The following is a 22591-nucleotide window of genomic DNA, read 5'->3' on the forward strand; positions in this document are numbered from 1 at the left end:
TAGCCGTAAACGTGTTGATGACATTGCCGAAAAACTCGCTGATGCAGGTTTAAATGCCGCCGCGTACCATGCCGGCATGAGCAACGAGCAACGCCAATTTGTGCAAACCGGATTTGCCCGTGACGACATTCAAATAGTCGTTGCGACCGTTGCCTTTGGTATGGGCATAAATAAACCAAATGTGCGTTTTGTTCTGCATTACGATATTCCAAAAAGTATTGAAGCCTACTATCAAGAAACTGGCCGCGCTGGGCGTGATGGCTTAGCCGCAGAAGCCANCCCGCCGATATAGGCCGCGTTAGGCGCTTTTTTGAAGACATAGACGATGAACAACGCCGCCGCGTAGAAGAACAACGCTTTAATGCCATGGCCAGCTTTGCCGAGGCGCAAACATGCCGCCGGCAAATACTATTAAACTACTTTAGCGAGTATAAACGCGAGCAATGTGGCAACTGTGATATTTGCATTAACCCACCAAAAAGCTTTGATGGCACATTAGTAGCGCAACAAGCGCTTTCGTGTGTGTATCGAGCTGGGCAGCGTTTTGGCTTAGGCTATATTGTAGAATTATTACGCGGGGCTAATACCAGCCGCATACGCGACAACAACCACCACGAACTCAGCACCTATGGCATAGGCAAAGACAAAAGCAGTGAATTTTGGCTCAGTATATTACGCCAACTTATACACCAAGGCTTGTTAAGCCAAGATATTACCCAAGGCGCCTCGCTGCGCTTAACCGAAGCAGCACGCGCAGTGCTTAAAAGTGAATACGCTCTACAGCTTGCCGAGCCGCGCTTACAAGCTAAACACGTATACCAAGATAAACTGGCGCAGTTTAACTACGACAAAAAACTATTTGCCCGGTTACGGGCTCTGCGTAAAGAACTCGCTGATGCCGACGATGTACCGCCGTACGTTGTATTTAACGATAAAACCTTAGCCGAAATGGCGCAATTAATGCCCACCAACGACAGCGAATTTTTAAAGGTATCGGGCGTTGGCTTTACCAAACTCAATAAATATGGCGGCGAATTTTTAACGGCCATTCGTAATTACCTTGCTAGCAATTAAGTAAACTATGACCCAAATTGAATACAATCACGCCCATAAATGCATTGTTATAAGCCCGGTAGAAGCCCCACACGATGAAGACTTTGAGCTGTGGAGCACGCTGTTTTTACACGCAGATGAAATAACAATTATTGACTACGCAGGGGGTGCTGACCGTCATCAATTGCGCTTTAGCTATCAACAGCAAACCTTTAATTTAAATTTTGAACACTACAGCGAAAGTATTTGGATTAATGGCGAAGGCCAAGAAGCCGAGCATTTATTAGCAGCCCTTGCTTTTTACTTAAGCTAAAACGCCTTGCATATGCACTAATTAACAAAGGTGCATAACGGTAACAATTAATTAGTTTCAAAATCCATACCTTTTACTTACATTGTAATAACAATGATGTAAGCTGATATTACGACTCATATTTGCAGTAGTATTGAAGAGGTTGAATGGTGAATAGAAAATGGATTGCACACTGTTGTATAAGCTTAGCCCTTGTAAGCTTTAGTGCGCCTAAGGCCTTTGCACAACAACCACCCAATAAAACTAACACCTGCTCCGCTGTGCAAACTCACTCAGACAAAAGCAATAATTTACGCCGTGAGGTTGAAGATAAAACCACACTGATTAATAGTCGCAGCGACGCCCAAATAACCTCAATTACCCTTAAACAACTTAACGTTTTTAATACCGAGCTGGAGGAGGAAAATAACGCGCTTTTTCGTTTTGCCAACCGCGCGCATATTCAAACCGAGCCAGACGTTATTAGTAATATTTTGTTATTTAAACAAGGCGATAATTACAATGCCAGAAAACTCGCTGAGTCAGAGCGTTTATTACGCCAACAAAACTATTTATATGATGCGCAAATAAGCGCGGTTGAAAACTGCGACGGCAACGTAGATGTAACGGTGGTAACTCGCGATTTATGGACTTTACTACCCGAAATAAGCTTTAGTCGCAGCGGTGGCGAAAATAAATCGAGTATTGGCTTTCGCGAATCCAATTTACTGGGTTGGGGCAAGCGTTTATCGTTTTCACGCACCACCGACAGCGATCGTAATGGTTATTTATTTGTTTATGATGATCCTAATATATTATCTAGCCGGTATCGCGGGCGCTTAGAGTATGCCGACAACAGTGACGGTAAACGCCACTTATTAGAGCTAACCTATCCGTTTTACGCCATAGATACACCTTATAGCTATGGTATTAAAAGCTTTTCTGAACAGCGAGAAGAGTCGTTGTATCGCCGTGGTGATGAATACAGTGAGTTTGATCAAACAACCGATTTTTTTAGCGCTTTTTTAGGCCACTCTAAAGCATTATCTGATAGCTGGACACAGCGCTTAACGCTTGGCTATGTAAACCAAGAAGACAGCTTTGCAGAAATAGAAACAACCTTTGCTCCCTTGGCCAAAAACAGGCAACTAAGTTACCCCTATGTAAGTGGTCATTGGTTTGAAGACAGTTATATAAAAGTGCGTAATTTTGACAGTATTTCGCGCACCGAAGATTTAAATTTAGGGTGGAATATTAAAGCCCTATTAGGTTACTCAGATGAATCACTAAGTAATGATGACAGCAGAGCCGTGTATTCGTTAAAAGCTAAAAAAGCGCACTTTACTACCGACAGAACGCTGTGGCGTTTTAGTGCTCAAGTGGATGGTTATTGGAATAAAGAGCAAAAACAACTAGAAAACTTTTTAGCCACCAGCGAAGTGCAGTACTACTTAAATACCAGCGAAAACCAATCTTGGTTTGTTAAAGCCCGTGCCCAGTATGCTAAAAACCTAACCGCCGATAAGCAGCTAACACTTGGCGGCGAAACGGGCCTTCGTGGCTATCCTATGGATTACCAGCATGGCGACCGAAGCTTTTTAGTCAGCTTAGAAAAACGCTATTACTGGGAGTACGATTTACTGCAGCTATTTAAAGTAGGTGCAGCGGGCTTTGTTGATGTTGGCCGCGCTTGGTTTAACGATGAAGACAACGGCGAGAACGATCATGTTTTAAAAAATGTTGGGGTGGGTTTGCGTTTAGCACCTAGCAGAGCAAACTCTGGCACCATGATCCACCTTGATATTGCCGCCCCGCTTGATAGCTACGACGATGTTGATTCGGTGCAGTGGCTCGTAAGTGTTAAAAACACCTTTTAAATAGCGAGCAATAAACGAAAGCGTTACACTAGCGCTTTAAATTTTCCTAAAAACAGTACGGGATCACACTTTGGAATTGTTTGCGCTTTTAGAGCTAATGGGTACGCAATATAAATTGATTGTTACCCTTATGGCCATTTTACTTTTTCCTCTTTTATTAAAAGTCACTAAAAAGTTGCTCGAAAAAGCCATAAAAGGAAAAGTAGATGTTCATCGTAAATTTAGAGCGGAGCTGTTATTAAAAATAATACTCGCGTTTGTAGTGCTGTGCTTAGTGCTTATATTTTGGGGTATAGAGCTGCGCGGGCTATTAGTTTTGGGCTCATCATTATTTGCTATGCTCGGAGTCGCTTTATTTGCCGCTTGGTCGCTGCTTAGTAACCTTACCGCTTTTTTACTCATGTTTATTCAAAATGGTTTTCATGTGGGAAATTGGGTGCGTATTGTTGATGGCGCAAACCATATAGAAGGGCGCATTGTCGAATTAGGTTTAATGAACGTGCTACTTGAGCATGTGGATGGGCACCGAGTTGTTTACCCTAATAACCTGTTTGTGACACGCCCGGTTATGGTATTAAATAAAGAACCTAAGCCTACAAAGGCACCGGTAATAAAACGGATTATTGGCCCTAAAAAGACATAGTTTTAAAAGTCATATCCGCAAAAAAGCCGCAGTAAGGCAAACCTCACTGCGGCTTTTTTCTAGCTAACATAATGCTAATTATTTAGCTCAGCTGTTTTAAGCTCTTCATCTAAATCATTTATTTCGTCAATAAAATGCTCTAATTGCTGCTCTACTAAGCTGTTATCATTTGCAAAGTAAGCAAGGTGGAATACCGCATCCCCTTCGTTTACTAGTGGCATAGTTTGCTGGCCTATCACAATACCGCCTTTAGGCGCTAAAAGCTCAAGTTCGGCATCACCTAATGGGCTACTTATGTACGCCAACACTTGGCCTTTTTCTACGTGTTCACCTAGCGATACTTGTGCACGTACAATGCCATCTACCTCAGCGCGTATCCAACTTGTAGACCCTGCAATAATAGGATCGGGCAGCTTTTTAGGACGTTTGCCGCGGATCATTTTTAAATGCCGCATCACATAATCCACACCCTGCACACCTGCTGCAATGGCAATAGGGTCAAAGCGTAAGGCTTCACCGGCTTCGTAAGTAATAACCGGTATACCTAAATTAGCGGCTTCACTACGTAATGAGCCATTACGAAGGGATGCATTTATGACCGCTGGTGTGCCGAATGCTTTGGCCATATCAGCGGTTGCTTCATCATCTAAGTTAGCGCGTATTTGCGGTAAGTTAGTTCGGTGAATAGCCCCCGTATGTAAATCAATAATGTGGGTACAATGTACTGCCACCTGATTAAAAAACATATGTGCCATACGCCCCGCTAGCGATCCACGCTCAGAGCCCGGAAAGCTGCGGTTCATATCACGTCTATCGGGTAAATAACGTGATTTATGAATAAAGCCAAACACATTAACAATCGGCACAGCAATTATGGTTCCGCGCAGTTGGCTTGCATCTATTTTAGAGAGCAGCTGGCGAACAACTTCTACACCATTTAGCTCATCACCATGAATAGCGGCACACACCATCAGCACTGGGCCTTCCATTACACCATTAACCACTTCAATAGGAATATTGAGCGGTGAATGGGTGTAAAGTTTAGCAGCCTCTAAGGCAAGGGTTTTACGCTCGCCCACGCCAACACTTTCACCTAATAAGGTAAAAGGACGATTAATTTTAACCTTTGCCACGGGTTGCGGTTCCTTTGATAGCAGCATTTTTTTCGATGAAATCAATCACCATACCGGCAATATCTTTACCTGTTGCCACTTCAATCCCTTCAAGGCCTGGAGAAGAGTTTACTTCCATTACCAACGGCCCACGAGATGAGCGAAGTAAATCAACGCCCGCTACATTTAAGCCCATTGCTTTTGCTGCAGCAACGGCGGTTTTACGCTCTTCTGGGGTAATGCGTACCAATGTAGCGCTACCACCACGGTGAAGGTTTGAGCGAAACTCGCCTTCTTGCGCTTGGCGCTTCATGGCCGCTATTACTTTATCGCCAAGTACAAAACAACGAATGTCGGCTCCGCCGGCTTCTTTAATGTATTCTTGAACCATAATATTGGCTTTTAAACCCATAAACGCTTCAATAACACTTTCAGCCGCTTTACGTGTTTCAGCAAGTACAACACCAATGCCTTGTGTGCCTTCAAGTAATTTAATAACAACCGGAGCACCGCCTACCATTTCTAGTAAATCTTTAACGTCATCTGGTTTGCTGGCAAAACCGGTTACCGGCATGCCTACCCCTTTACGTGATAACAGCTGAAGTGAGCGTAATTTATCGCGCGAACGAGAAATAGCCACCGATTCGTTAACAGGATAAACCCCCATCATTTCGAACTGACGTAAAACAGAGCAACCATAAAACGTCACCGATGCACCAATACGCGGAACAATGGCATCAAAATCTTTTAAATTTTCACCACGGTAGTGAATTTCTGGCTGCTCTGAGTTTATATTCATATAGCAACGAAGCGCATCAATCACCTTTACCTCGTGACCGCGTGCCTCTGCCGCTTCAATTAAGCGACGCGTTGAATATAAATTTCTGTTGCGAGATAAAATACCAATTTTCATAGTTAAAACCTTAACTATCTAATAAATGAGATAAAGCCGGATCAACGACTATACGATTTTCCATGGCTGTACGCCCTAATAACATTCTAAACTTCATTGTTGCTCTACTCGTTAAAGTAACTTCTATTGGCCAGCTGTGCTGCCCTGCATGCAATGTTGTTTCTATAAAGTAGCGTAACTCTTTTTGTCCACTTGAGCTGGTTACCGCCTTAATTTTTTTAACCTTTGCAGTGCACGCAACCTGAGTGTGTTCGTCATCTTGCAATGGTTGGACTATAAATTTTACCCACTTTTCTTCGCCTTCTTCGTACTCTTCAATGTTTATTGCATGAATACATGAAGTGCGGGCGCCAGTATCAACTTTTGCTTTTATCTTTTCGATGCCAAGCTCGGGTAAACTTAACCACTCACGCCAACCAACAGTTAACTTTGCTGTCATAAATGTGCCCTTAATAAAAAAGTGACTTATACGCTACGGCGCAAAAAACACCAGCGAAATAAATTTATCTAGTCGATGAGTAAATTAAATTGATCTTTTATAGGAACTAATCACACAATGCGCGCCTTGCTGTTTAGTGCCTTATTTAGCAATTAAAGCCTGCATATAGGTTTTACCTTAACGCTAACTTATTAAAAGTTAAGGTAAGTTTGTAAAGCACTATGCAGATACACTATAGTTAACTGTATTAAAAATACACTATTATATGAGTTTAAAATATGATTAATGGTTTACTGCATGCACTGGTGCTTGATGAAAAAGGCGGCGCGCACGCCATAGAAAACACCCGCGATTTAAATAACTGGCACCCTAGCCAAGGTAAACTGTGGATACATATGGACTACAGCCAAAGTGAGGCAGTAACGTGGCTTAAAAGCCAGGCTCACCTTACCGACTTTGAGCTTGATTCGCTTATTGCTGATGAAACTCGCCCTCGCTTAACACCTAGTACCAATGGCCATATGCTGTTTTTGCGTGGTGTAAATTTAAACCCAGCGCAAAGCCCTGAGGACATGGTGTCAATTCGTTTATTTATTAGCGAATCTGTGGTTATCACAACGCGCAAACGTCGCTTACTTTCGATTCAAGATATATTAGCAGAGCTTAATGCTGGCCACGGCCCATGCTCAATATCAGAGTTGGTCGGCTCTATTACGCAAAAACTGACATCGCGCATGCAAAGTGTCATTGATACGCTTGATGAAACCCTGGATGAATTTGAAGAAGAAATAGACGAGCCAAGTAAAAAGTTTGATAACCAAGGTTTATCTCAACTGCGCCGTCAAACTATTGCCTTAAAGCGTTACTTAAAACCGCAAAAGGAAGCGTTAAGTTTAATGGTAAATAACCATTACCCCTGGCTTTTAGATGAAGATAAAGCAAAGCTAAACGAAACCACTAACTTACTTATTCGTTATTTAGAAGAGCTAGATAGCGCCATAGAGCGTGCGCAAATTATTCAGCAAACCATTACTAACCAGGTGTCTGAGCAATTAAATCAACGCATGTATGTAATGTCGGTTGTGGCTGCACTTTTTTTACCACTGGGCTTTTTAACGGGCCTTTTAGGGGTAAATGTAGGTGGCATACCTGGCACCGAAAACCCTTATGCATTTAGTGCATTTGTGATTTTTTTAATTGTGCTTACTGGCGGTATTGGCGTGTACTTTAAAAATAAAAAATGGTTATAAAATAAAGTTTTTTTATTATGGCCACTCAATTGAGTGGCCATAATAAGTCACTAATTAATTAGTTTCGCGCGTATAACTCACATTGGTCATCGTCACTTTTGACTCTGTAATGCCTAAATCCTCAAAACAGTTTTTAAACGAGTTAGAGTTTCCGGCCTCACCACATTTATCTAATGTGTATGGGTCTTGCGATTGCAGGTAGTTACCAAACTTAAAGTATGACTGCGAATCATCCTCTACTGGTATACCGAACGAGTTACCGAATGCCGTAACCTCTACATCGCCGTAGTTATTAACTACCCGCAAGTTAAATGTCTCACCGCTGGTCATTGTACCCAAAGCAAATTTTTCTTCATTACCGCTGGTATTACGTAAACGTACGTACACATCAAAAATTCCGTTGTTCGCTACGCTATCATTAAAGCCCGATTCATCAGTATCCGACACATACACTTTAGATATAGTGCCGGTATCGCTAGCATGGTGCTGCGATATAATTGTTTTTCCGCCATCAGACATCTCAACTTTTACCGTAGCTTCGAACACTTCATAGGTTTGAGTCATAGCAACGCGTAAACTTTCTTTAACTTTATACTCATGACGCCAGCCATTACCATTAGGCGTAATATGTTGTGCCTCTAACGGCACAAACACTAAGGTGCTATCGTCAACGAGAGGATTTGGGTTATCCCCTTCTAAATCAAAAATGCTACCACTGGTTATGCTGCTAGGAATTGTTGAACCATTTGAGTTATCGCTGCCGCCATCTGAGCCACCATCATTACTGCCGCTGCCCTCAACCAAGGCAAAATTATCAAACCTTACATCGCTGGTGTTGTTGTAATGTTTAGCAAAAACCTGAAGTGAATTGGTGTTTGCTGAGGTAAATGTTTTTGTTACTTTAGTCCACGAAGAAACATTAAAGGTTTGGTTTTTAAATAAACCATTTAAATCGTTTAAACCAATTTGCCCTTTACCCAGCACATAAGCACTTAGGGTGTATTCAGTGTTAGGCTGTATATCTACCACTTGATAAACCCGTGCTGGACTGCCCTGAATTTTTAACGATTTTGAGCCACTGTAAGCATCTGAAGAAATAGCGGCTGGGTCGGTTTCGTTCCAATTACTAAAGCCACTTTCAAAGCCTGCATTATTAATTGTTGCAGCATGAGATAGCGCTGAACTTGTCGCAATTGCGCTGTAAAAAAACAGTTTTTTATGGTTAATCATTATCTTTATTCCTTTAAACCTGAATATAAAAATAACCTAACTACCTAGTTTTGTGTCAGTCACTAAAACTTAGATCACCCTGTGTAAACAGGTTTCTATTTTTGTGTATGAATAGATTTGGCAAGAACACTCGGGTTACAAAAATCAATCTAAAACCCTTGAATTGGCCTTACCAATATTAATGCCATATGGCGAGCTAAAGGCTATATTTTTTGTTACCAATATGTCAACAGAGGATGTAATAGCAAATAAGTATTAGTTTTATTAAATATTGCATTTACAACTTGTAAATAGTTATAACTATTCAACAGGTTATATATTAGGGACAGGTTAGCAATAAATAAAAATATTTTTTCAGTTTAATGAATAAGTAGTACGTCGAAACAAGCTCTATTACCAATAGGAATATGAACAAGCTTAACTTTTAATGAATAAATTAAGGAGAATTAAGTTTTTTATATGAAAGATAATAATTGGTTATAACAAAAATGAAATTGGTAACACGAAAAGTATTAAATTTTTGCCGTTAAATAAGGCAAAATAAAGGGGGGTATTAATGCGCCATTACACTAAAAATGAATTAATATCTGAAAATAGGCTGCGGTTTAAAGAGTCATATTTACTCTGTGCACAAAAAAAGCGAGCATATATAAATGCTCGCCTTTATCAACTAGCTAACGCCTTACTCTTGAAAGTAAGTGCCCCAACCGTCGTATTCAACGCCACACTCAACAGCTAGCGCTGCAAGTTTATCAACGTCTTCCATTATAACTTCAACGTCTAGCTCAGCTTCGACTACAATATCAAAGCTCCAAATTTTGCTGCCATCTTCTAGCTCAAGCTCTGCCGGTTCTTCAACATCGTAGCCTAATTTAAAGGCAGCCAGTGCCGCTTGCTCTAATTTGCTAAAATCTTCGCATACAAAATGATGCTCAACTTCATAAAGTATTTCAGGATCAGAGCCATCTTCAAGTAGTGAACTTACGATGTCTTCACTTATTTCACGCCAGTTTTCCATTATTTATCTCTCGCTTGAGCATCTAATTCAGTTATTTTAGCAGCCATAATACTATGCACTTGGGTGGCCTGTTCACGGGCACTCACTTTTTTATCAAGTGATATAGGCGCTAACATTTCAATGTAAATTGTACCATTATCCCAGCGGTTTAGCTTAATAGTTTTATCAGTTGTGCTCATACATACCGGTACTATGGGTACATCTGCGCTTAAAGCGGTGTGAAATGCACCGGTTTTAAATGGCAGTAAACCGCGGCCATAGCTTCTTGTGCCTTCGGGAAATACCCAAATAGATAGGCCTTTTTGTTTAATTTTTTCAGCGGCTTTTGAAATTGTACCTGCCGCTTTTGAGCGATTAGCTCTATCGATCAATATGTTGCCCGACAACCAGTAAAGTTGTCCAAAAAATGGGATCCACTTTAAGCTTTTTTTGCCTAAGCTAACGCAGTTTTCAGGCACCATAGCCGATACAGTAAATAAATCGTAATTGTTTTGATGGTTTGATAGGTAAACCGCAGGGCCAATATTGAGCGCATCAGGGTGGCGTTTAAGGACAAGTTTAACCCCTAACATTTTAGCCATTGAGCCAAACCAGCCGGCTATCACATGCACATTATTAGGGTGAAACGGTCTCACAATCGACAATAACAACCCAAACACGCAGCTGAAAAATATAAACAGCACCATAATTAAAACACGTATAACAGCTAACAAACTTCTCTCCAAAATGTGTGTGCAATGCGCTATAAGCCACGCATATTTCACTATTATAACGTGATTTTATGACGATCACGAGACAATAGCGAACAGCTGTAAGCTGAAAAATACAGCATAAACAAAAACGGCCTGCAAAAGCAGGCCGTTAGAGGTGTATATTTCGGGTTTATTCTTCGACTAATGTGTCATCACTTTGCTCATCTGCCGGCGTAAACTCCACCACTGCTTCATCAACACGCTGTAAGCCTCGCGGTAACTTATTACCTCTACGCCCGCGCTCGCCATGATAATGTTCCAAGTCGCTCGGTTTAAGCGTTAGCTTTCGTTTACCAGCATGAAGGGTAACGCTACTGCCTTGTGGTACCACCGCCAGCACTTTGACAAACTCTTCACGTGCTTGCACTTTAGCCCCTGGAATAGAGATAATTTTATTACCTTTACCTTTACCCAGTTTTGGTAAGTCGCGCAGTGGGAATAACAGCATGCGCCCTTCGTTCGAAATGGCCATGCAGTAATCGGTTGCTACATCGTTTACTCTGATGGGTGAGAGTAAAATTCCGCCCTTAGGCACGCTCACCAAGGCTTTACCGTTTTTATTTTTACTTACTAAATCTTTAAAGTCAGTAATAAAGCCATAACCCGCGTCAGAGGCCATAAGTAGCACTTGATTATCTTCACCCATTACCACGTGCTCAAAATTAGCCCCAGTGGTGAGGTTAAAGCGCCCAGTCATCGGCTCGCCTTGGCTACGTGCTGATGGCAAGCTGTGCGCATCGGTTGCAAATGCACGCCCTGCTGAGTCTAAAAATACCGCAGGCTGATTACTCTTACCCTTAGCGGAGGCTTTGTATTCATCGCCAGCACGGTAATTAAGCCCTTCTACATCAATGTCATGGCCTTTACCAACACGTGCCCAGCCTTTATCAGAAAGCACGACTGTTACCGACTCTGAAGGAATTAAATCTTTTTCACTCAGTGCTTTAGCTTCTACGCGCTCAATAACAGGTGAGCGGCGATCGTCGCCATACATGTCGGCCGCTTCTTGAATTTCTTTTTTAAGAAGCGTTGACATACGACGGTCTGAGCCAAGCGTTAGCTCTAACTTGTCACGCTCTTTAGCCAGTTCATCTTGCTCGCCACGTATTTTAAATTCTTCTAGTTTTGCTAAATGACGAAGTTTTAACTCTAAAATGGCTTCGGCTTGAGTATCGGTTAAATCAAAGCGCTCCATCAACACAGGTTTTGGTTTATCTTCTGTGCGAATAATTTCAATTACTTCATCAATATTTAAAAAGGCAGCAAGTAAACCTTCTAAAATATGCAATCGTGCCAGTACTTTATCTAAACGGTGCTGTAAGCGCCTGCGTACTGTTTCGCGTCTAAACGTTAGCCACTCAGATAAAATACTGCGTAGGTCTTTTACTTGCGGGCGGCCATCAAGGCCTAGCATGTTTAAGTTTACACGGTAGTTTTTTTCAAGGTCGGTGGTGGCAAATAAGTGCGCCATTAACGGCTCAGCTTTAATGCGGTTTGAACGCGGTACAATCACAATACGGGTTGGATTTTCGTGATCAGACTCATCTCGTAAATCAGCGACCATTGGCAGCTTTTTAGCATTCATTTGCGCTGCTATTTGCTCAAGCACTTTAGCCCCTGAACACTGATGCGGTAGCGCAGTAATAACAATATCGCCATGTTCTTCAGTATACACCGCGCGCATTTTAATTGAGCCTCGGCCGGTTTTGTATATTTTATGAATATCGGCTTTTGGAGTAATTATTTCAGCGTCGGTTGGATAATCAGGTGCGTGTACAAGCTCAAGTAACTCATCAAGCTCGGTTTTAGGCTTATCAAGTAATAAACAACAGGCACTGGCTACTTCACGCACATTATGTGGTGGAATATCGGTTGCCATACCTACAGCAATACCCGTTACGCCATTTAACAAAATATGCGGTAAGCGCGCCGGTAACACTAATGGCTCGTCCATGGTGCCGTCAAAGTTTGGCGTCCAATCAACGGTGCCTTGGCCTAGTTCTTTAAGTAATACCTCAGAGAACTTTGATAAGCGTGCTTCGGTATAACGCATTGCCGCAAACGATTTAGGGTCATCTGCTGCCCCCCAGTTACCTTGCCCATCGACTAATGGGTAACGGTAAGAAAACGGCTGTGCCATTAATACCATAGCCTCGTAACAGGCACTGTCGCCATGCGGGTGGTATTTACCTAATACATCACCTACCGTACGAGCCGATTTTTTATATTTAGCAGCGGCCGATAAACCCAGCTCACTCATAGCATAAATAATACGACGTTGAACCGGTTTTAAACCATCACCAACATGCGGTAATGCACGGTCCATAATTACGTACATAGAGTAATTTAAGTAGGCGTCTTCGGTAAAACGCCCCATTGTTTGTTGTTCAATTCCTTGCATTAGCAAGGTATCTGTATCACTCATTAAAGCTTACCTAGTTTTTCTTATAGCTTACGCGGTAGATCACGTTTGCGTAATCGTCGCTTATTAGCAGACTGCCGTCATTTAATTGTGCAAATGCAACTGGGCGTCCAAAGGTTGTTTCGTTATGCATAAAGCCGGTAATAAATGGCGTGTATTTAGTAATACGCCCTTGCTCTACATTGGCTACAGCCACTTTATAACCTGATTTTTTAGTACGATTCCACGAGCCATGTTCAGCAACAAATAGCTGCTCTTTGTAAGAGCCCGGGAACTGTTTACCGGTATAAAAATGAATGCCAAGTGGCGCAACGTGAGCACCTAGCGCAAGCGCTGGCGGGCTGTAGTCGCTAATGTTTTTACCTTTACCAAACTCAGGATCTGCAATGGCACCGGCGTGAACGTAAGGAAAACCAAAGTGCTCGTTTTCTTTACTTACGCGGTTAATTTCATCAGGTGGAATATCATCACCCATCATGTCACGGCCATTATCACTAAACCATAATGCTTGCGTGCTTGGATGAAAGTCAAACCCCACTGAGTTACGTACCCCTTGGGCTATTGTTTTAATTTGTTTGGTTTCTACATCAAGTGCAAAAATACGCCCGTAACGCTCATCTTCGGCGCATATATTACACGGAACACCAACCGGAATAATAAGCTCTCCGGTGGGTGCAAAGCGTAAAAACTTCCACCCGTGGTGACGATCCGATGGCAACGCGTTGTAAACTACGTCAAATTTAGGGTCTTTTAACTGCGTGTCTACGTTTTTAAAGCGAATAATACGGTGTACTTCACCTACGTATAAGTCGCCATCTTTAATTGCTAAACCTGAGGGCATGTTTAGCCCCTCAGCAATCACCATTTTTTTATCTGCTACGCCATCACTGTTATGATCGATTAACGCATACACATTTCCTGCTTTGCGCGAACCTGCGTAAACAATGCCTTTTTTTGATACTGCTATTTGGCGTGCATTTTCAACATCATCAGCAAATAAGCTTACCTCAAACCCAGGTGCTACGGTGAGTTTGTCTAGTATGTCTTTTGCCATTGCTGGGGCTGTTGTTAAGCCAAGCAATAATAAACTTCCTAGTATTTTATTCATTTGCCTCTCCAAGTGTTAAACACAAGCTTATTATACCTGTGCTTTATTACCGTGATCTTCTAGCCACTGGCGTCTGTCTGACGAGCGCTTTTTAGCAAGTAGCATATCCATCATTTCTAATGTTTGCTCTTCTTCATCTAGCGTAAGTTGCACTAAGCGGCGAGTGTTTGGGTCCATTGTCGTTTCGCGCAGCTGCAGCGGGTTCATTTCGCCCAGCCCTTTAAATCGTTGCACGTTTACTTTACCGCGTTTTTTCTCTGCTTCTATGCGGGCCAAAATACCTGTTTTTTCATCTTCATCGAGGGCGTAATACACCTCTTTACCAATGTCGATTCTAAACAGCGGTGGCATAGCTACGTATACATGCCCTGTTTTAACCAGTTGCGGAAAATGGCGCACAAACAAAGCACACAATAAGGTGGCAATGTGTAGTCCATCCGAGTCAGCATCGGCCAATATACAAATTTTATTATAACGCAGGCCGGTTAAATCAGTTGAGTCTGGGTCAATACCCAGCGCCACCGAAATATCATGCACCTCTTGCGAGGCTAATATTTGCCCTGATTCAACTTCCCACGTATTCAAAATTTTACCGCGCAGTGGCATTATTGCCTGAAACTCACGATCGCGTGCCTGCTTAGCCGAGCCACCTGCTGAGTCACCCTCTACCAAAAATAGTTCGGTACGGTCGTTATCGGCGGCACTACAGTCGGTTAGTTTACCGGGTAACGCAGGGCCTGAGGTAACGCGTTTACGCACTACTTTTTTAGCCGCTCGCAACCGGCGCTGTGCATTTGAAATACACAGTTCAGCAAGCAATTCTGCAGTGTCTGTGTGCTCGTTTAACCATAAGCTAAATGAGTCTTTAACCACACCCGATACAAACGCTGCACATGAGCGAGAAGAAAGCTTTTCTTTGGTTTGGCCGGCAAATTGTGGGTCTTGCATTTTTACCGATAACACATAGCTACAGCGCTCCCAAATATCATCTGGGGTAAGCTTTACGCCACGCGGTAATAAGTTTCTAAATTCACAAAATTCGCGCATTGCTTCAAGTAAGCCTTGGCGCAAACCATTTACGTGAGTACCACCTTGTGCGGTAGGAATAAGGTTTACATAGCTCTCAGCAATCGACTCGCCGCCTTCAGGTTGCCATACAACAGCCCAATCAGCCCCTTCAATCGAGCTTGAAAACTCGCCTACAAATGGGTCTTTTGGCAGTACTTCAAAGCCTTTAACAGCTTCAATTAAGTAATCCTTTAAGCCTGTTTCGTAAAACCATTCTTGCGTTTCTTTAGTTTGCTTATTAACAAACTTAATGCGCAAGCCTGGGCATAAAACCGCTTTAGCTTTTAATAGGTGGTTTAATTTAGTAATTGAAAAGTTAGCTGAGTCAAAGTAACTCGCATCGGGCCAAAATCGAACGGTTGTACCGGTGTTGCGCTTACCAACAGTGCCAATGACATTTAAGTCTTCAACTTTATCGCCGTTTTCAAAGGCCATTCTAAATTGTTGAGCGTCGCGCCTTACCGTTACTTCAACACGGTGCGATAACGCATTTACAACCGAAATACCTACCCCGTGTAAACCGCCCGAAAACTGATAGTTTTTGTTAGAGAATTTACCACCTGCATGCAGCTTGGTAAAAATCAGCTCCACCCCAGGAATACCTTCCTCAGGGTGAATATCTATAGGCATACCACGGCCATCGTCTATAACTTCAAGAGAGTTATCTTCGTGTAAGACCACATCAATTTTAGTGGCATGGCCCGCCATGGCTTCATCGACACTGTTATCGATAACCTCTTGGCCTAAATGGTTTGGACGTACCGTGTCGGTATACATACCAGGGCGGCGTTTTACCGGCTCTAATCCATTGAGAACCTCAATGGCTTCGGCGTTATAATTTTGCTGACTCATAATTTTTATCTTTATATGCGCTTAGGCTAATTTGTTTTAGGTAATTTAAGAAACTCTACAATACTATCTAAGGTGCGTTCAAAACCAACAAAGCTGTGATCGCCACCAAACTCAACTAACTGTTTGCATTGTGAAAAATAATTTACTGCGTGTTGATAATTTAACACTTCATCTCCCGTTTGCTGCAACAAATAGAGCAATTCGGGGGATGTTAATTTAGGCACATACAATGCTTTTAAAGCATCCATGTGGCTGGTATTTAACTCATAATGATAATCTTGATACGGATTATAATTGTGGCCAATAAGCGGCGCTAATAAGTTAAACGGTGCTACTGCTGGGTTTATTAATGCTGCTCGCAGGTTATAACGCTGCGACAAGTAGGTGGCATAAAACCCACCTAGTGAGCTCCCAAGTAACGCGGTATCTGGCGTTAATAAATGCTCAAGCTGTAAAATAGCTTGTAAGGGCTCGTGATTTAAACGCGGTACGCAATAGTCAACGTCATAGTTTGCCATAAGCTCGCCAAAGCGCACAGCTTTATATGATTTTTCAGAACTATTAAAGCCATGAATATAAATTACGCGTTTAACCATACAACATCCGTTTTAACTGTTAAAGCATTGTCCTGTGTAGTTAAATGCAACATTCGATAAGCGGGGCCGTGGTTTTCTTGCTGCCATTGCGGGCAATTTTTTGTAAATTGCACCGAACTGGCGGGCGTTGCATAAATACTCAGCTCTCTAAAAGTTTGCGTATAGTGATTATGCACATGACCGTGCAGCAACGCCGCTACATTAGCACTATTAACTAACACGTTTAATAATTGCGGGCCGTTTTCAAGCATGTGTTTATCAAGATAGCCATTAATAGCAAGCGGGTTGTGATGACAAAACACCACATGCTGCGATTGCGAACTTGCTAAACAATCCGCGATTTCATTTAAGTGCTCGCTAGACACCCACCCTGCAGGTGTAGGGCCTTTTGAGTTTATAAGTAGCAGCTCAAATCCTTGTGCGATAATGCGTTTAGGTGACACTATTTGCCCACCACTGATGCGATTAAGCATGGCAATCTCATCATGATTGCCTGGTACCCAAAATACTGGGCAGGTAAAATCAGCGTTATTAATAAGCTCAGCAAATAATAAATAAGATTCAAAACTATGATCTTGTGTTAAATCACCACCAAATATAACCGCATCTAATGACTGCGTGGCCATGTGCGCTAATGCTTGTGCAAAATGTGCGGCGGTGTTTACGTTAAAGTACTCTGCGTTAGGGTCGGCAAATAAATGGCTATCGGTTATATGCGCAACACGCAGCGATGAGCGGTTAAAGTGATAATGCTCATCAAACCAAGCCATTGTTTATATCCCAGTTTAGTACTGCTCGGCCATGCTCTACACAGGCTACTAACCAGTCATATAAAAATGCATTAAGTTGATACTTTTCATCTTTTTGGTGCATTTTAGGATTTGGATAACCATAAGATGGCTTTATCCGTTGATGATAATCGTGGTGAATAATTTCAGCCACTTTTGCATCTTGATAAAGCCTGACTGTTAAATACAAAGGAGAAACGCCTTTAACCATCCCTGTTAGCTGTTTGATAGAAATATCCAGTGTGTACTTAGCACTATCGTCAATGATAATGGCAAATTCACTATGACCTAATTTAACTTTACGCACACTATTAGCGCTGCGCTCTTTAGGTAATAGTTTTGAAAGACGTACGTAATTATGCTCGCAAAGCGTCATGTACTTTGGGAGGCTCTGAATATATCGTTGGGTTGCTAAAAGTGCTGTCAAAGTACCGCCGTATTAAAAAGTTAAAATTATGTCCACTTACTGCTTATTTTTTCACGATTTAACGCCAACCACTGTAAACAGATTACCGTTGCCGCGTTATCTATTTCACCGTTATTGAGGCGCGAAAGCGCATCATCAAGGCTTAAAATATGGGTTTTAATGTCTTCACCTTCGCTTTCAAGGCCATATACACCACTTTGTACTTGGCTTAAATCTGCCCGTGCTAGGTATAAATGTAAGCGCTCAGTGGTACCACCCGGACTTGAAAGGTAAGAGAGCATAAATTCGAGATCAGTAAGCTCAAGTCCAGCCTCTTCATAGGCTTCTTTTTTTACCACCCCTTCGTAATCGGTACTGCCATCGGTCATACCGGCAATACATTCTAGCAGCCAGGGCGAGTGTTTGCTGTTAATAGCGCCAATACGTATTTGCTCTATTAAAAGTACACTTTGCGTAGTTACATCATAAGGTAGAACAGCGATTGCATCGCCCCGCTCTAGTATTTCGCGCTTTATAAGTTGCGATGTACCACCATTAAACAGGCTATGCTCAAACTCATACATATCCACCTTAAAAAAGCCATTATACAGACTTTTAACTGCTTTTAAGCTCACATCCTTATGTGTAAATTGAACCAAGCTTTTATCTGCCATATTATACATCCCGCTTATTTAAACGATTAAAGTTTGTTAATATATTCTGTTACATTTGAACATACAGTTTTACTAATTTCTTTTTTAGTTATTAAGCAAAACACGTTACCATGCTTTTAGTACAAAATTTGTCTAAGGACTGAACCTAACATGAAAAAGAACATCCTTGCAGCGCTCGTTAGTTTGTCGTGCGCATTAGGCACAACCACAGCAAGTGCTGAAGATTTAATGCAAGTTTTTGAAATTGCTACTGCTAACGATCCCACTGTTTTAAAAGCAAAAGCCCAAGCAGATGCGCAATCTTACGAGAGCGATTTAGCAATGAGCGCATTACTGCCCCAAATTGGCGTAAGCATGGGCTATGAAAAAAGCGATTCCACCTCTTTTCAAAGCGTCGGTGATTTAGCTGACCAAGTTAAAATAAACAGCGATACCGACCAATTCACGCGTGGTGTTAGTTTAAGCCAAACCTTATTCGACTTAGGCGCATGGAATACACTCGATATTGCCGAAAAACAAGCGCTGCAAGCCAATGCGCAATACGATAACGCAAAACAAAACTTAATTGTGCGCGTTGCTGAAGGCTATTTTAACGTATTAAGCGCCATTGATAACCTTGAATTTGTGCAAGCCGAAAAGCGTGCCATTGAACGCCAGTTAGAGCAAACCAAACAGCGCTACGCAGTTGGCCTTACAGCGATTACAGATGTTCACGAAGCGCAAGCACAATACGATAACTCAGTAGCACAAGAAATTATTGCCAGTAATGCCGTTGAAACCGCACGCGAGCAACTGCGTGAAATAACCGGTAAGTACCACGCAAAACTTGATTTTTTAAACACAGAAACATTTTCAACAGTAAAACCGGTTAAAAAATCGACTGACTTTGTAAAAGTAGCTGAGAACAATAATATCAGCTTACAAGTGGCTAAAGTCACGGTTGATATTGCTAAAGATCAGATCACGCTTGCTAAAGCTGGCCACTACCCAAAGCTAACACTTGATGCCAGCTACGGTGATTCTTTAACTGACCAAAATATAAATGGTTTAAGCTTTAACGACCAACCACGTGCCGACTCAACATCGGTTGCCGTTAATTTAAGTGTTCCTCTGTACACAGGCGGCGCAACCGTAGCTGCAACTAAACAAGCCCGTGCGTTTTATGTTTCAGCCAGCCAAGATTACGAAACAAATTACCGCGCCGTAACGCGTACCGTTATTACCTCATACAACCAGGTTGTATCAGACATCGCGACTTACAAAGCTCTGGAGCAAGCTGTGGTATCAGCGCAAAGTGCGCTTAAAGCAACAGAAGCTGGTTTTGAAGTAGGCACGCGTACTATTGTTGATGTGCTTGTAAGCACGCAAAACTTGTATGATGCTAAGCGAAACCTAGCTGATGTACGCTATCGTTACGTGTTATCTACGCTTCGCTTAAAGCAAGCTGCAGGTACACTAACAAGTGCCGATTTACTGGGTATTAACCAAGGCTTAAAAAAAGCCTAATAAGTTAAAAAGTAACGTTTAAAGCCAGCCATTGCTGGCTTTTTGTATTTTATAACACTAAGCGTTAAACTAGCGTTTTTATTTTAGAGAGTATTTTGTGGTCACCTCATCTCCTTTTAAAGCCTCGTTTTTAGGCCCTCGTTATTGGTTAACGTGGATTGGCGTTTTCTTTTTGTATTTGATTTCGTGGTTGCCACAAAAAATTCAGCTCAGCTTAGGTAAGTTATTGGGGCGCTTAGTACATAAATTTATGAAACGTCGTCGCCATATTGCCGAGGTTAATATAAAGCTGTGTTTTCCTGATATGAGCGAAGCTGAGCAACAACAGCTTGTGCTAAAAAATATGGAAAACACCGGAATTGCCATGGTTGAAACTGGCATGGCTTGGTGGTGGCCGCAGTGGCGCGTTAAAAAAGCGTATGGCTCTATTAAAGGATTAGAGCACTTTGAGCGTGTGCAGGCTCAAGGTAAAGGCGTACTGCTATTGGTGCCGCATATTTTGCATTTAGAAATGGCGAGTCGTGTTATGGGCACTAAATGCCAAGGGCTGGGGTTTTACCGCCCACACAACAATGCACTCATGGAATACTTTACAACCAATGGCCGTCTTCGTTCTAACGAGTATTTAATTGGACGAAAAGACGTAAAAGGCTTGTTAAAGTCACTAAAAAATAAAAAGGTGTGTTATTACCTACCCGACCAAGACTACGGCCGTAACCGCTGTGAATTTGTGCCTTTTTACGCAGTACCAGATACAGCCACCACTACAGGCACATTACTTTTTGCAGCAAGTAAACACTGCGAAACCATGAGCCTAATTAGTCGTCGTGATGAGCACGGTAAATACCATTTAGAAATAGTACCTGAGCTTAAAAATTTCCCAAGCGGCGATGATAAAGCAGATGTAACACGTGTAAATCAGCGCGTTGAGCAATCAATTAACGCTGCGCCTGAGCAATACATGTGGCTGCACCGCCGTTTTAAAACACGCCCTGATAAAAATACCCCTTCTTTTTATAAAAAGTAGTGGTATAAATAAATAATGATAATAAATGAGCATGAGTTATGTGGTTTTGGGTTAAGCATTTAATACTAGCAGTTGCATTAATCTTACTAGCTACCTATGTGTTAGTTGGTACGGGTCCATTGTTTGACATAAAAGAGAGTAAAAACGCAGCTGCCGAGGGGCTTTCTCGCTTTTATTCGTCTATCCGTAACCAAGTTAAATCCGATAGGGAGCGCGATAAGTTTGTACTACAACTTAAAAAGCCCGAGCAAACACTTGATCGTGTTTTAGCAGAGCGCGGCAGAGCCGTTGACCCGATGCCGGCTAGCTGGACAGGAACAAGTGCACCAAGACGCTTTGAAAACGGCTCAACGTTAAAAGACGTACTTAACCAATACGCTAAAAGCGAAGGTATTCAATTATATTGGTATTTGAGTAAAGACTACGTTGTAAAAGATCATTTTAGGGTTGATAGCAGTTTTACCTCAGCGCTTTATCAAGTTGGTAGTGCAATTAATGATGACTTTGAAAATGAAGTTTATACTTTTTTTTGCTTCAGACAGCGCGCAGCGGTGATCACTGAATTACCTTCTGAATTTGTGCGCAGCAATTGTTTAAAGCTTAATACTTAGCAGCGTAAATAAACCAACCCCATACATAATAAAAACCCAAGCCTGTGCTTGGGTTTTTAGTGTTTATGTTTCTAGTTCAAATATTGCATTCCAGCATGCCGTTACACTTTCTATATCGGTTTGATACTCCTTACGCGACACTAAGCGACCTTGCTGATTTAGGCTTAAAACGTGGTAACGTGAGCGATAATCAATATAAGCCTGAATTAACTGCTGCTTTTGAGTTTCAGTGATACAACCAATCGCGGCAGCGTCTGTGAGTATTCTTACATTATCGGAAAACACCGTTAGCTGGCTAAACTGATTTGCGTTTTTGAGCACTAGGTATTGAGTTATAAATTCAATGTCGGTCATGGCGCCTACATCTTGTTTTAAATCAAATTGCTCAGAGTTTCCCTTAGCTAAGTGCGTGCGCATTTTTTCGCGCATTTTAAGCACATCCTGTTTGAGTGTATCTACATCGCGTGGGGCACATAATATCTCTTTACGAATTTGTGCAAAGCGCGCTCTTAGCTCATCTTGGCCTAATATAACGCGGGCGCGCACAAGCGCTTGGTGCTCCCAAGTCCATGCTTGGGTTTGCTGATAATGATTAAAGCTCTCTAAGTTAATAGCTAATAAACCAGAGGCGCCTTCAGGGCGCAGGCGTGTATCAAGCTCATACAATATGCCCGAGGCGGTACGGGTATTAAATAAATGCATTAAGCGCTGTGCAAGTTTTAAATAAAACTGTCGTGAGGTAATCGATTTATCGCCATTGGTGCTGCTATTACCGTCATGATTATGCACAAACACAAGGTCTAGGTCGGAGTCGTAGCCTACTTCAAAGCCGCCCGTTTTACCGTACGCAATAACGGCAAAGCCTTTGTGCTCATCATCTGTATTTGGTGGCATGCCAAAGCGCTTAACCGTGTTATACCACGCTATATTAACGGCTTGGTCTACCACAGCCTC

20 protein-coding genes and 2 pseudogenes are annotated in these 22591 nt (G+C 42.1%); 8 read left to right on the top strand and 14 right to left on the bottom strand.

Annotated features, from left to right (window positions below):
* The 4 genes and pseudogenes from L650_RS0104685 to L650_RS0104700 all read left to right on the top strand — a co-directional run.
* Window positions 1–1074: pseudogene (locus L650_RS0104685) on the top strand (RecQ family ATP-dependent DNA helicase); the annotation flags it as partial.
* 7 nt (window positions 1075–1081) lie between these two features.
* Window positions 1082–1366: a DUF3630 family protein gene (locus L650_RS0104690; RefSeq protein WP_029772370.1), complete on the top strand. Its 285-nt coding sequence runs from the start codon at window positions 1082–1084 to the stop codon at window positions 1364–1366.
* A 146-nt stretch (window positions 1367–1512) separates the two neighbouring features.
* On the top strand, window positions 1513–3222 hold the full coding sequence (locus tag L650_RS0104695; protein WP_029772371.1) for a POTRA domain-containing protein: 1710 nt from the start codon (window positions 1513–1515) through the stop codon (window positions 3220–3222).
* A gap of 70 nt (window positions 3223–3292) precedes the next feature.
* Window positions 3293–3865, top strand: coding sequence for a mechanosensitive ion channel domain-containing protein (locus tag L650_RS0104700; RefSeq protein WP_029772372.1), 573 nt, complete (start codon window positions 3293–3295; stop codon window positions 3863–3865).
* Between the two features lie 74 nt (window positions 3866–3939).
* Here L650_RS0104700 and L650_RS0104705 read toward each other — a convergent pair whose 3' ends face one another.
* The 3 genes from L650_RS0104705 to L650_RS0104715 are packed head-to-tail and all read right to left on the bottom strand — an operon-like array spanning window position 3940 to window position 6329.
* The gene (locus L650_RS0104705) at window positions 3940–4998 is read right to left on the bottom strand and encodes a succinylglutamate desuccinylase/aspartoacylase family protein (RefSeq protein ID WP_024031557.1); all 1059 of its coding nucleotides are present in this window, start codon (window positions 4996–4998) and stop codon (window positions 3940–3942) included.
* On the bottom strand, window positions 4985–5890 hold the full coding sequence (gene rimK / locus L650_RS0104710) for a 30S ribosomal protein S6--L-glutamate ligase (protein WP_004587974.1): 906 nt from the start codon (window positions 5888–5890) through the stop codon (window positions 4985–4987). Before rimK ends, L650_RS0104705 begins: the two co-directional genes overlap by 14 nt.
* Window positions 5891–5900: 10 nt before the next feature.
* Window positions 5901–6329, bottom strand: a complete 429-nt coding sequence (locus L650_RS0104715; protein ID WP_029772373.1) for an ATP-dependent zinc protease — start codon at window positions 6327–6329, stop codon at window positions 5901–5903.
* 278 nt (window positions 6330–6607) lie between these two features.
* Between L650_RS0104715 and L650_RS0104720 the strand changes: the two genes are divergently transcribed.
* Window positions 6608–7579, top strand: a complete 972-nt coding sequence (locus L650_RS0104720; protein ID WP_029772374.1) for a zinc transporter ZntB — start codon at window positions 6608–6610, stop codon at window positions 7577–7579.
* Window positions 7580–7633: 54 nt separating this feature from the next.
* Here the strand turns inward: L650_RS0104720 and L650_RS0104725 are convergent, their stop codons facing one another.
* From L650_RS0104725 to L650_RS0104770, 10 genes are all read right to left on the bottom strand, one after another.
* Window positions 7634–8809: a polysaccharide lyase family 7 protein gene (locus L650_RS0104725; protein WP_029772375.1), complete on the bottom strand. Its 1176-nt coding sequence runs from the start codon at window positions 8807–8809 to the stop codon at window positions 7634–7636.
* 682 nt (window positions 8810–9491) lie between these two features.
* Entirely contained in the window at window positions 9492–9827 is a 336-nt protein-coding gene (rraB, locus tag L650_RS0104730) for a ribonuclease E inhibitor RraB (RefSeq protein ID WP_029772376.1), read from the bottom strand.
* Window positions 9827–10540: a 1-acylglycerol-3-phosphate O-acyltransferase gene (locus L650_RS0104735; RefSeq protein ID WP_029772377.1), complete on the bottom strand. Its 714-nt coding sequence runs from the start codon at window positions 10538–10540 to the stop codon at window positions 9827–9829. The genes rraB and L650_RS0104735 overlap by 1 nt, the downstream gene beginning before the upstream one ends.
* A gap of 169 nt (window positions 10541–10709) precedes the next feature.
* Window positions 10710–13004, bottom strand: a complete 2295-nt coding sequence (parC, locus tag L650_RS0104740; protein WP_024031554.1) for a DNA topoisomerase IV subunit A — start codon at window positions 13002–13004, stop codon at window positions 10710–10712.
* A gap of 10 nt (window positions 13005–13014) precedes the next feature.
* Window positions 13015–14109 (bottom strand): PQQ-dependent sugar dehydrogenase, encoded by a 1095-nt coding sequence (locus tag L650_RS0104745; RefSeq protein WP_024031553.1) that lies wholly within the window; start codon window positions 14107–14109, stop codon window positions 13015–13017.
* A gap of 30 nt (window positions 14110–14139) precedes the next feature.
* Entirely contained in the window at window positions 14140–16029 is a 1890-nt protein-coding gene (gene parE / locus L650_RS0104750) for a DNA topoisomerase IV subunit B (RefSeq protein ID WP_029772378.1), read from the bottom strand.
* 26 nt (window positions 16030–16055) lie between these two features.
* Window positions 16056–16625, bottom strand: a complete 570-nt coding sequence (locus L650_RS0104755; RefSeq protein WP_004587965.1) for a YqiA/YcfP family alpha/beta fold hydrolase — start codon at window positions 16623–16625, stop codon at window positions 16056–16058.
* On the bottom strand, window positions 16610–17395 hold the full coding sequence (locus L650_RS0104760) for a metallophosphoesterase (protein ID WP_029772379.1): 786 nt from the start codon (window positions 17393–17395) through the stop codon (window positions 16610–16612). Before L650_RS0104760 ends, L650_RS0104755 begins: the two co-directional genes overlap by 16 nt.
* Window positions 17382–17840 carry a DUF1249 domain-containing protein gene (locus tag L650_RS0104765; protein ID WP_024031550.1) on the bottom strand — a complete coding sequence of 153 codons (459 nt, stop codon included), beginning with the start codon at window positions 17838–17840 and terminating at the stop codon, window positions 17382–17384. The genes L650_RS0104760 and L650_RS0104765 overlap by 14 nt, the downstream gene beginning before the upstream one ends.
* A gap of 26 nt (window positions 17841–17866) precedes the next feature.
* Complete coding sequence (locus L650_RS0104770; protein ID WP_004587962.1) at window positions 17867–18493, bottom strand: NUDIX domain-containing protein; 627 nt, start codon at window positions 18491–18493, stop codon at window positions 17867–17869.
* Between the two features lie 150 nt (window positions 18494–18643).
* Between L650_RS0104770 and tolC the strand changes: the two genes are divergently transcribed.
* The 3 genes from tolC to L650_RS0104785 all read left to right on the top strand — a co-directional run bounded on the left by tolC (window position 18644) and on the right by L650_RS0104785 (window position 21637).
* Window positions 18644–19999, top strand: coding sequence for an outer membrane channel protein TolC (gene tolC, locus L650_RS0104775; RefSeq protein WP_029772380.1), 1356 nt, complete (start codon window positions 18644–18646; stop codon window positions 19997–19999).
* A gap of 97 nt (window positions 20000–20096) precedes the next feature.
* Complete coding sequence (gene lpxL, locus L650_RS0104780; protein ID WP_029772381.1) at window positions 20097–21026, top strand: LpxL/LpxP family Kdo(2)-lipid IV(A) lauroyl/palmitoleoyl acyltransferase; 930 nt, start codon at window positions 20097–20099, stop codon at window positions 21024–21026.
* A gap of 38 nt (window positions 21027–21064) precedes the next feature.
* Window positions 21065–21637, top strand: coding sequence for a toxin co-regulated pilus biosynthesis Q family protein (locus L650_RS0104785; RefSeq protein WP_029772382.1), 573 nt, complete (start codon window positions 21065–21067; stop codon window positions 21635–21637).
* Window positions 21638–21700: 63 nt separating this feature from the next.
* On the opposite strand, the pseudogene L650_RS0104790 reads toward L650_RS0104785, so the two are convergent.
* Window positions 21701–22591 (bottom strand): annotated as a pseudogene (locus tag L650_RS0104790) (bifunctional glutamine synthetase adenylyltransferase/deadenyltransferase); the annotation flags it as partial.

The organism is Pseudoalteromonas sp. TB51, assembly GCF_000498055.1.
GTDB classification, from domain to species: Bacteria; Pseudomonadota; Gammaproteobacteria; order Enterobacterales; family Alteromonadaceae; genus Pseudoalteromonas; species Pseudoalteromonas atlantica.

Coding starts and splice junctions, on each gene's coding strand:
- L650_RS0104690 (WP_029772370.1), top strand. CDS start 1,082: ATGACCCAAATTGAATACAATCACGCCCATAAATGCATTGTTATAAGC.
- L650_RS0104695 (WP_029772371.1), top strand. CDS start 1,513: ATGGTGAATAGAAAATGGATTGCACACTGTTGTATAAGCTTAGCCCTT.
- rimK (WP_004587974.1), bottom strand. CDS start 5,890: ATGAAAATTGGTATTTTATCTCGCAACAGAAATTTATATTCAACGCGT.
- L650_RS0104715 (WP_029772373.1), bottom strand. CDS start 6,329: ATGACAGCAAAGTTAACTGTTGGTTGGCGTGAGTGGTTAAGTTTACCC.
- L650_RS0104720 (WP_029772374.1), top strand. CDS start 6,608: ATGATTAATGGTTTACTGCATGCACTGGTGCTTGATGAAAAAGGCGGC.
- L650_RS0104725 (WP_029772375.1), bottom strand. CDS start 8,809: ATGATTAACCATAAAAAACTGTTTTTTTACAGCGCAATTGCGACAAGT.
- rraB (WP_029772376.1), bottom strand. CDS start 9,827: ATGGAAAACTGGCGTGAAATAAGTGAAGACATCGTAAGTTCACTACTT.
- parC (WP_024031554.1), bottom strand. CDS start 13,004: ATGAGTGATACAGATACCTTGCTAATGCAAGGAATTGAACAACAAACA.
- L650_RS0104745 (WP_024031553.1), bottom strand. CDS start 14,109: ATGAATAAAATACTAGGAAGTTTATTATTGCTTGGCTTAACAACAGCC.
- parE (WP_029772378.1), bottom strand. CDS start 16,029: ATGAGTCAGCAAAATTATAACGCCGAAGCCATTGAGGTTCTCAATGGA.
- L650_RS0104755 (WP_004587965.1), bottom strand. CDS start 16,625: ATGGTTAAACGCGTAATTTATATTCATGGCTTTAATAGTTCTGAAAAA.
- L650_RS0104760 (WP_029772379.1), bottom strand. CDS start 17,395: ATGGCTTGGTTTGATGAGCATTATCACTTTAACCGCTCATCGCTGCGT.
- L650_RS0104770 (WP_004587962.1), bottom strand. CDS start 18,493: ATGGCAGATAAAAGCTTGGTTCAATTTACACATAAGGATGTGAGCTTA.
- tolC (WP_029772380.1), top strand. CDS start 18,644: ATGAAAAAGAACATCCTTGCAGCGCTCGTTAGTTTGTCGTGCGCATTA.
- L650_RS0104785 (WP_029772382.1), top strand. CDS start 21,065: ATGTGGTTTTGGGTTAAGCATTTAATACTAGCAGTTGCATTAATCTTA.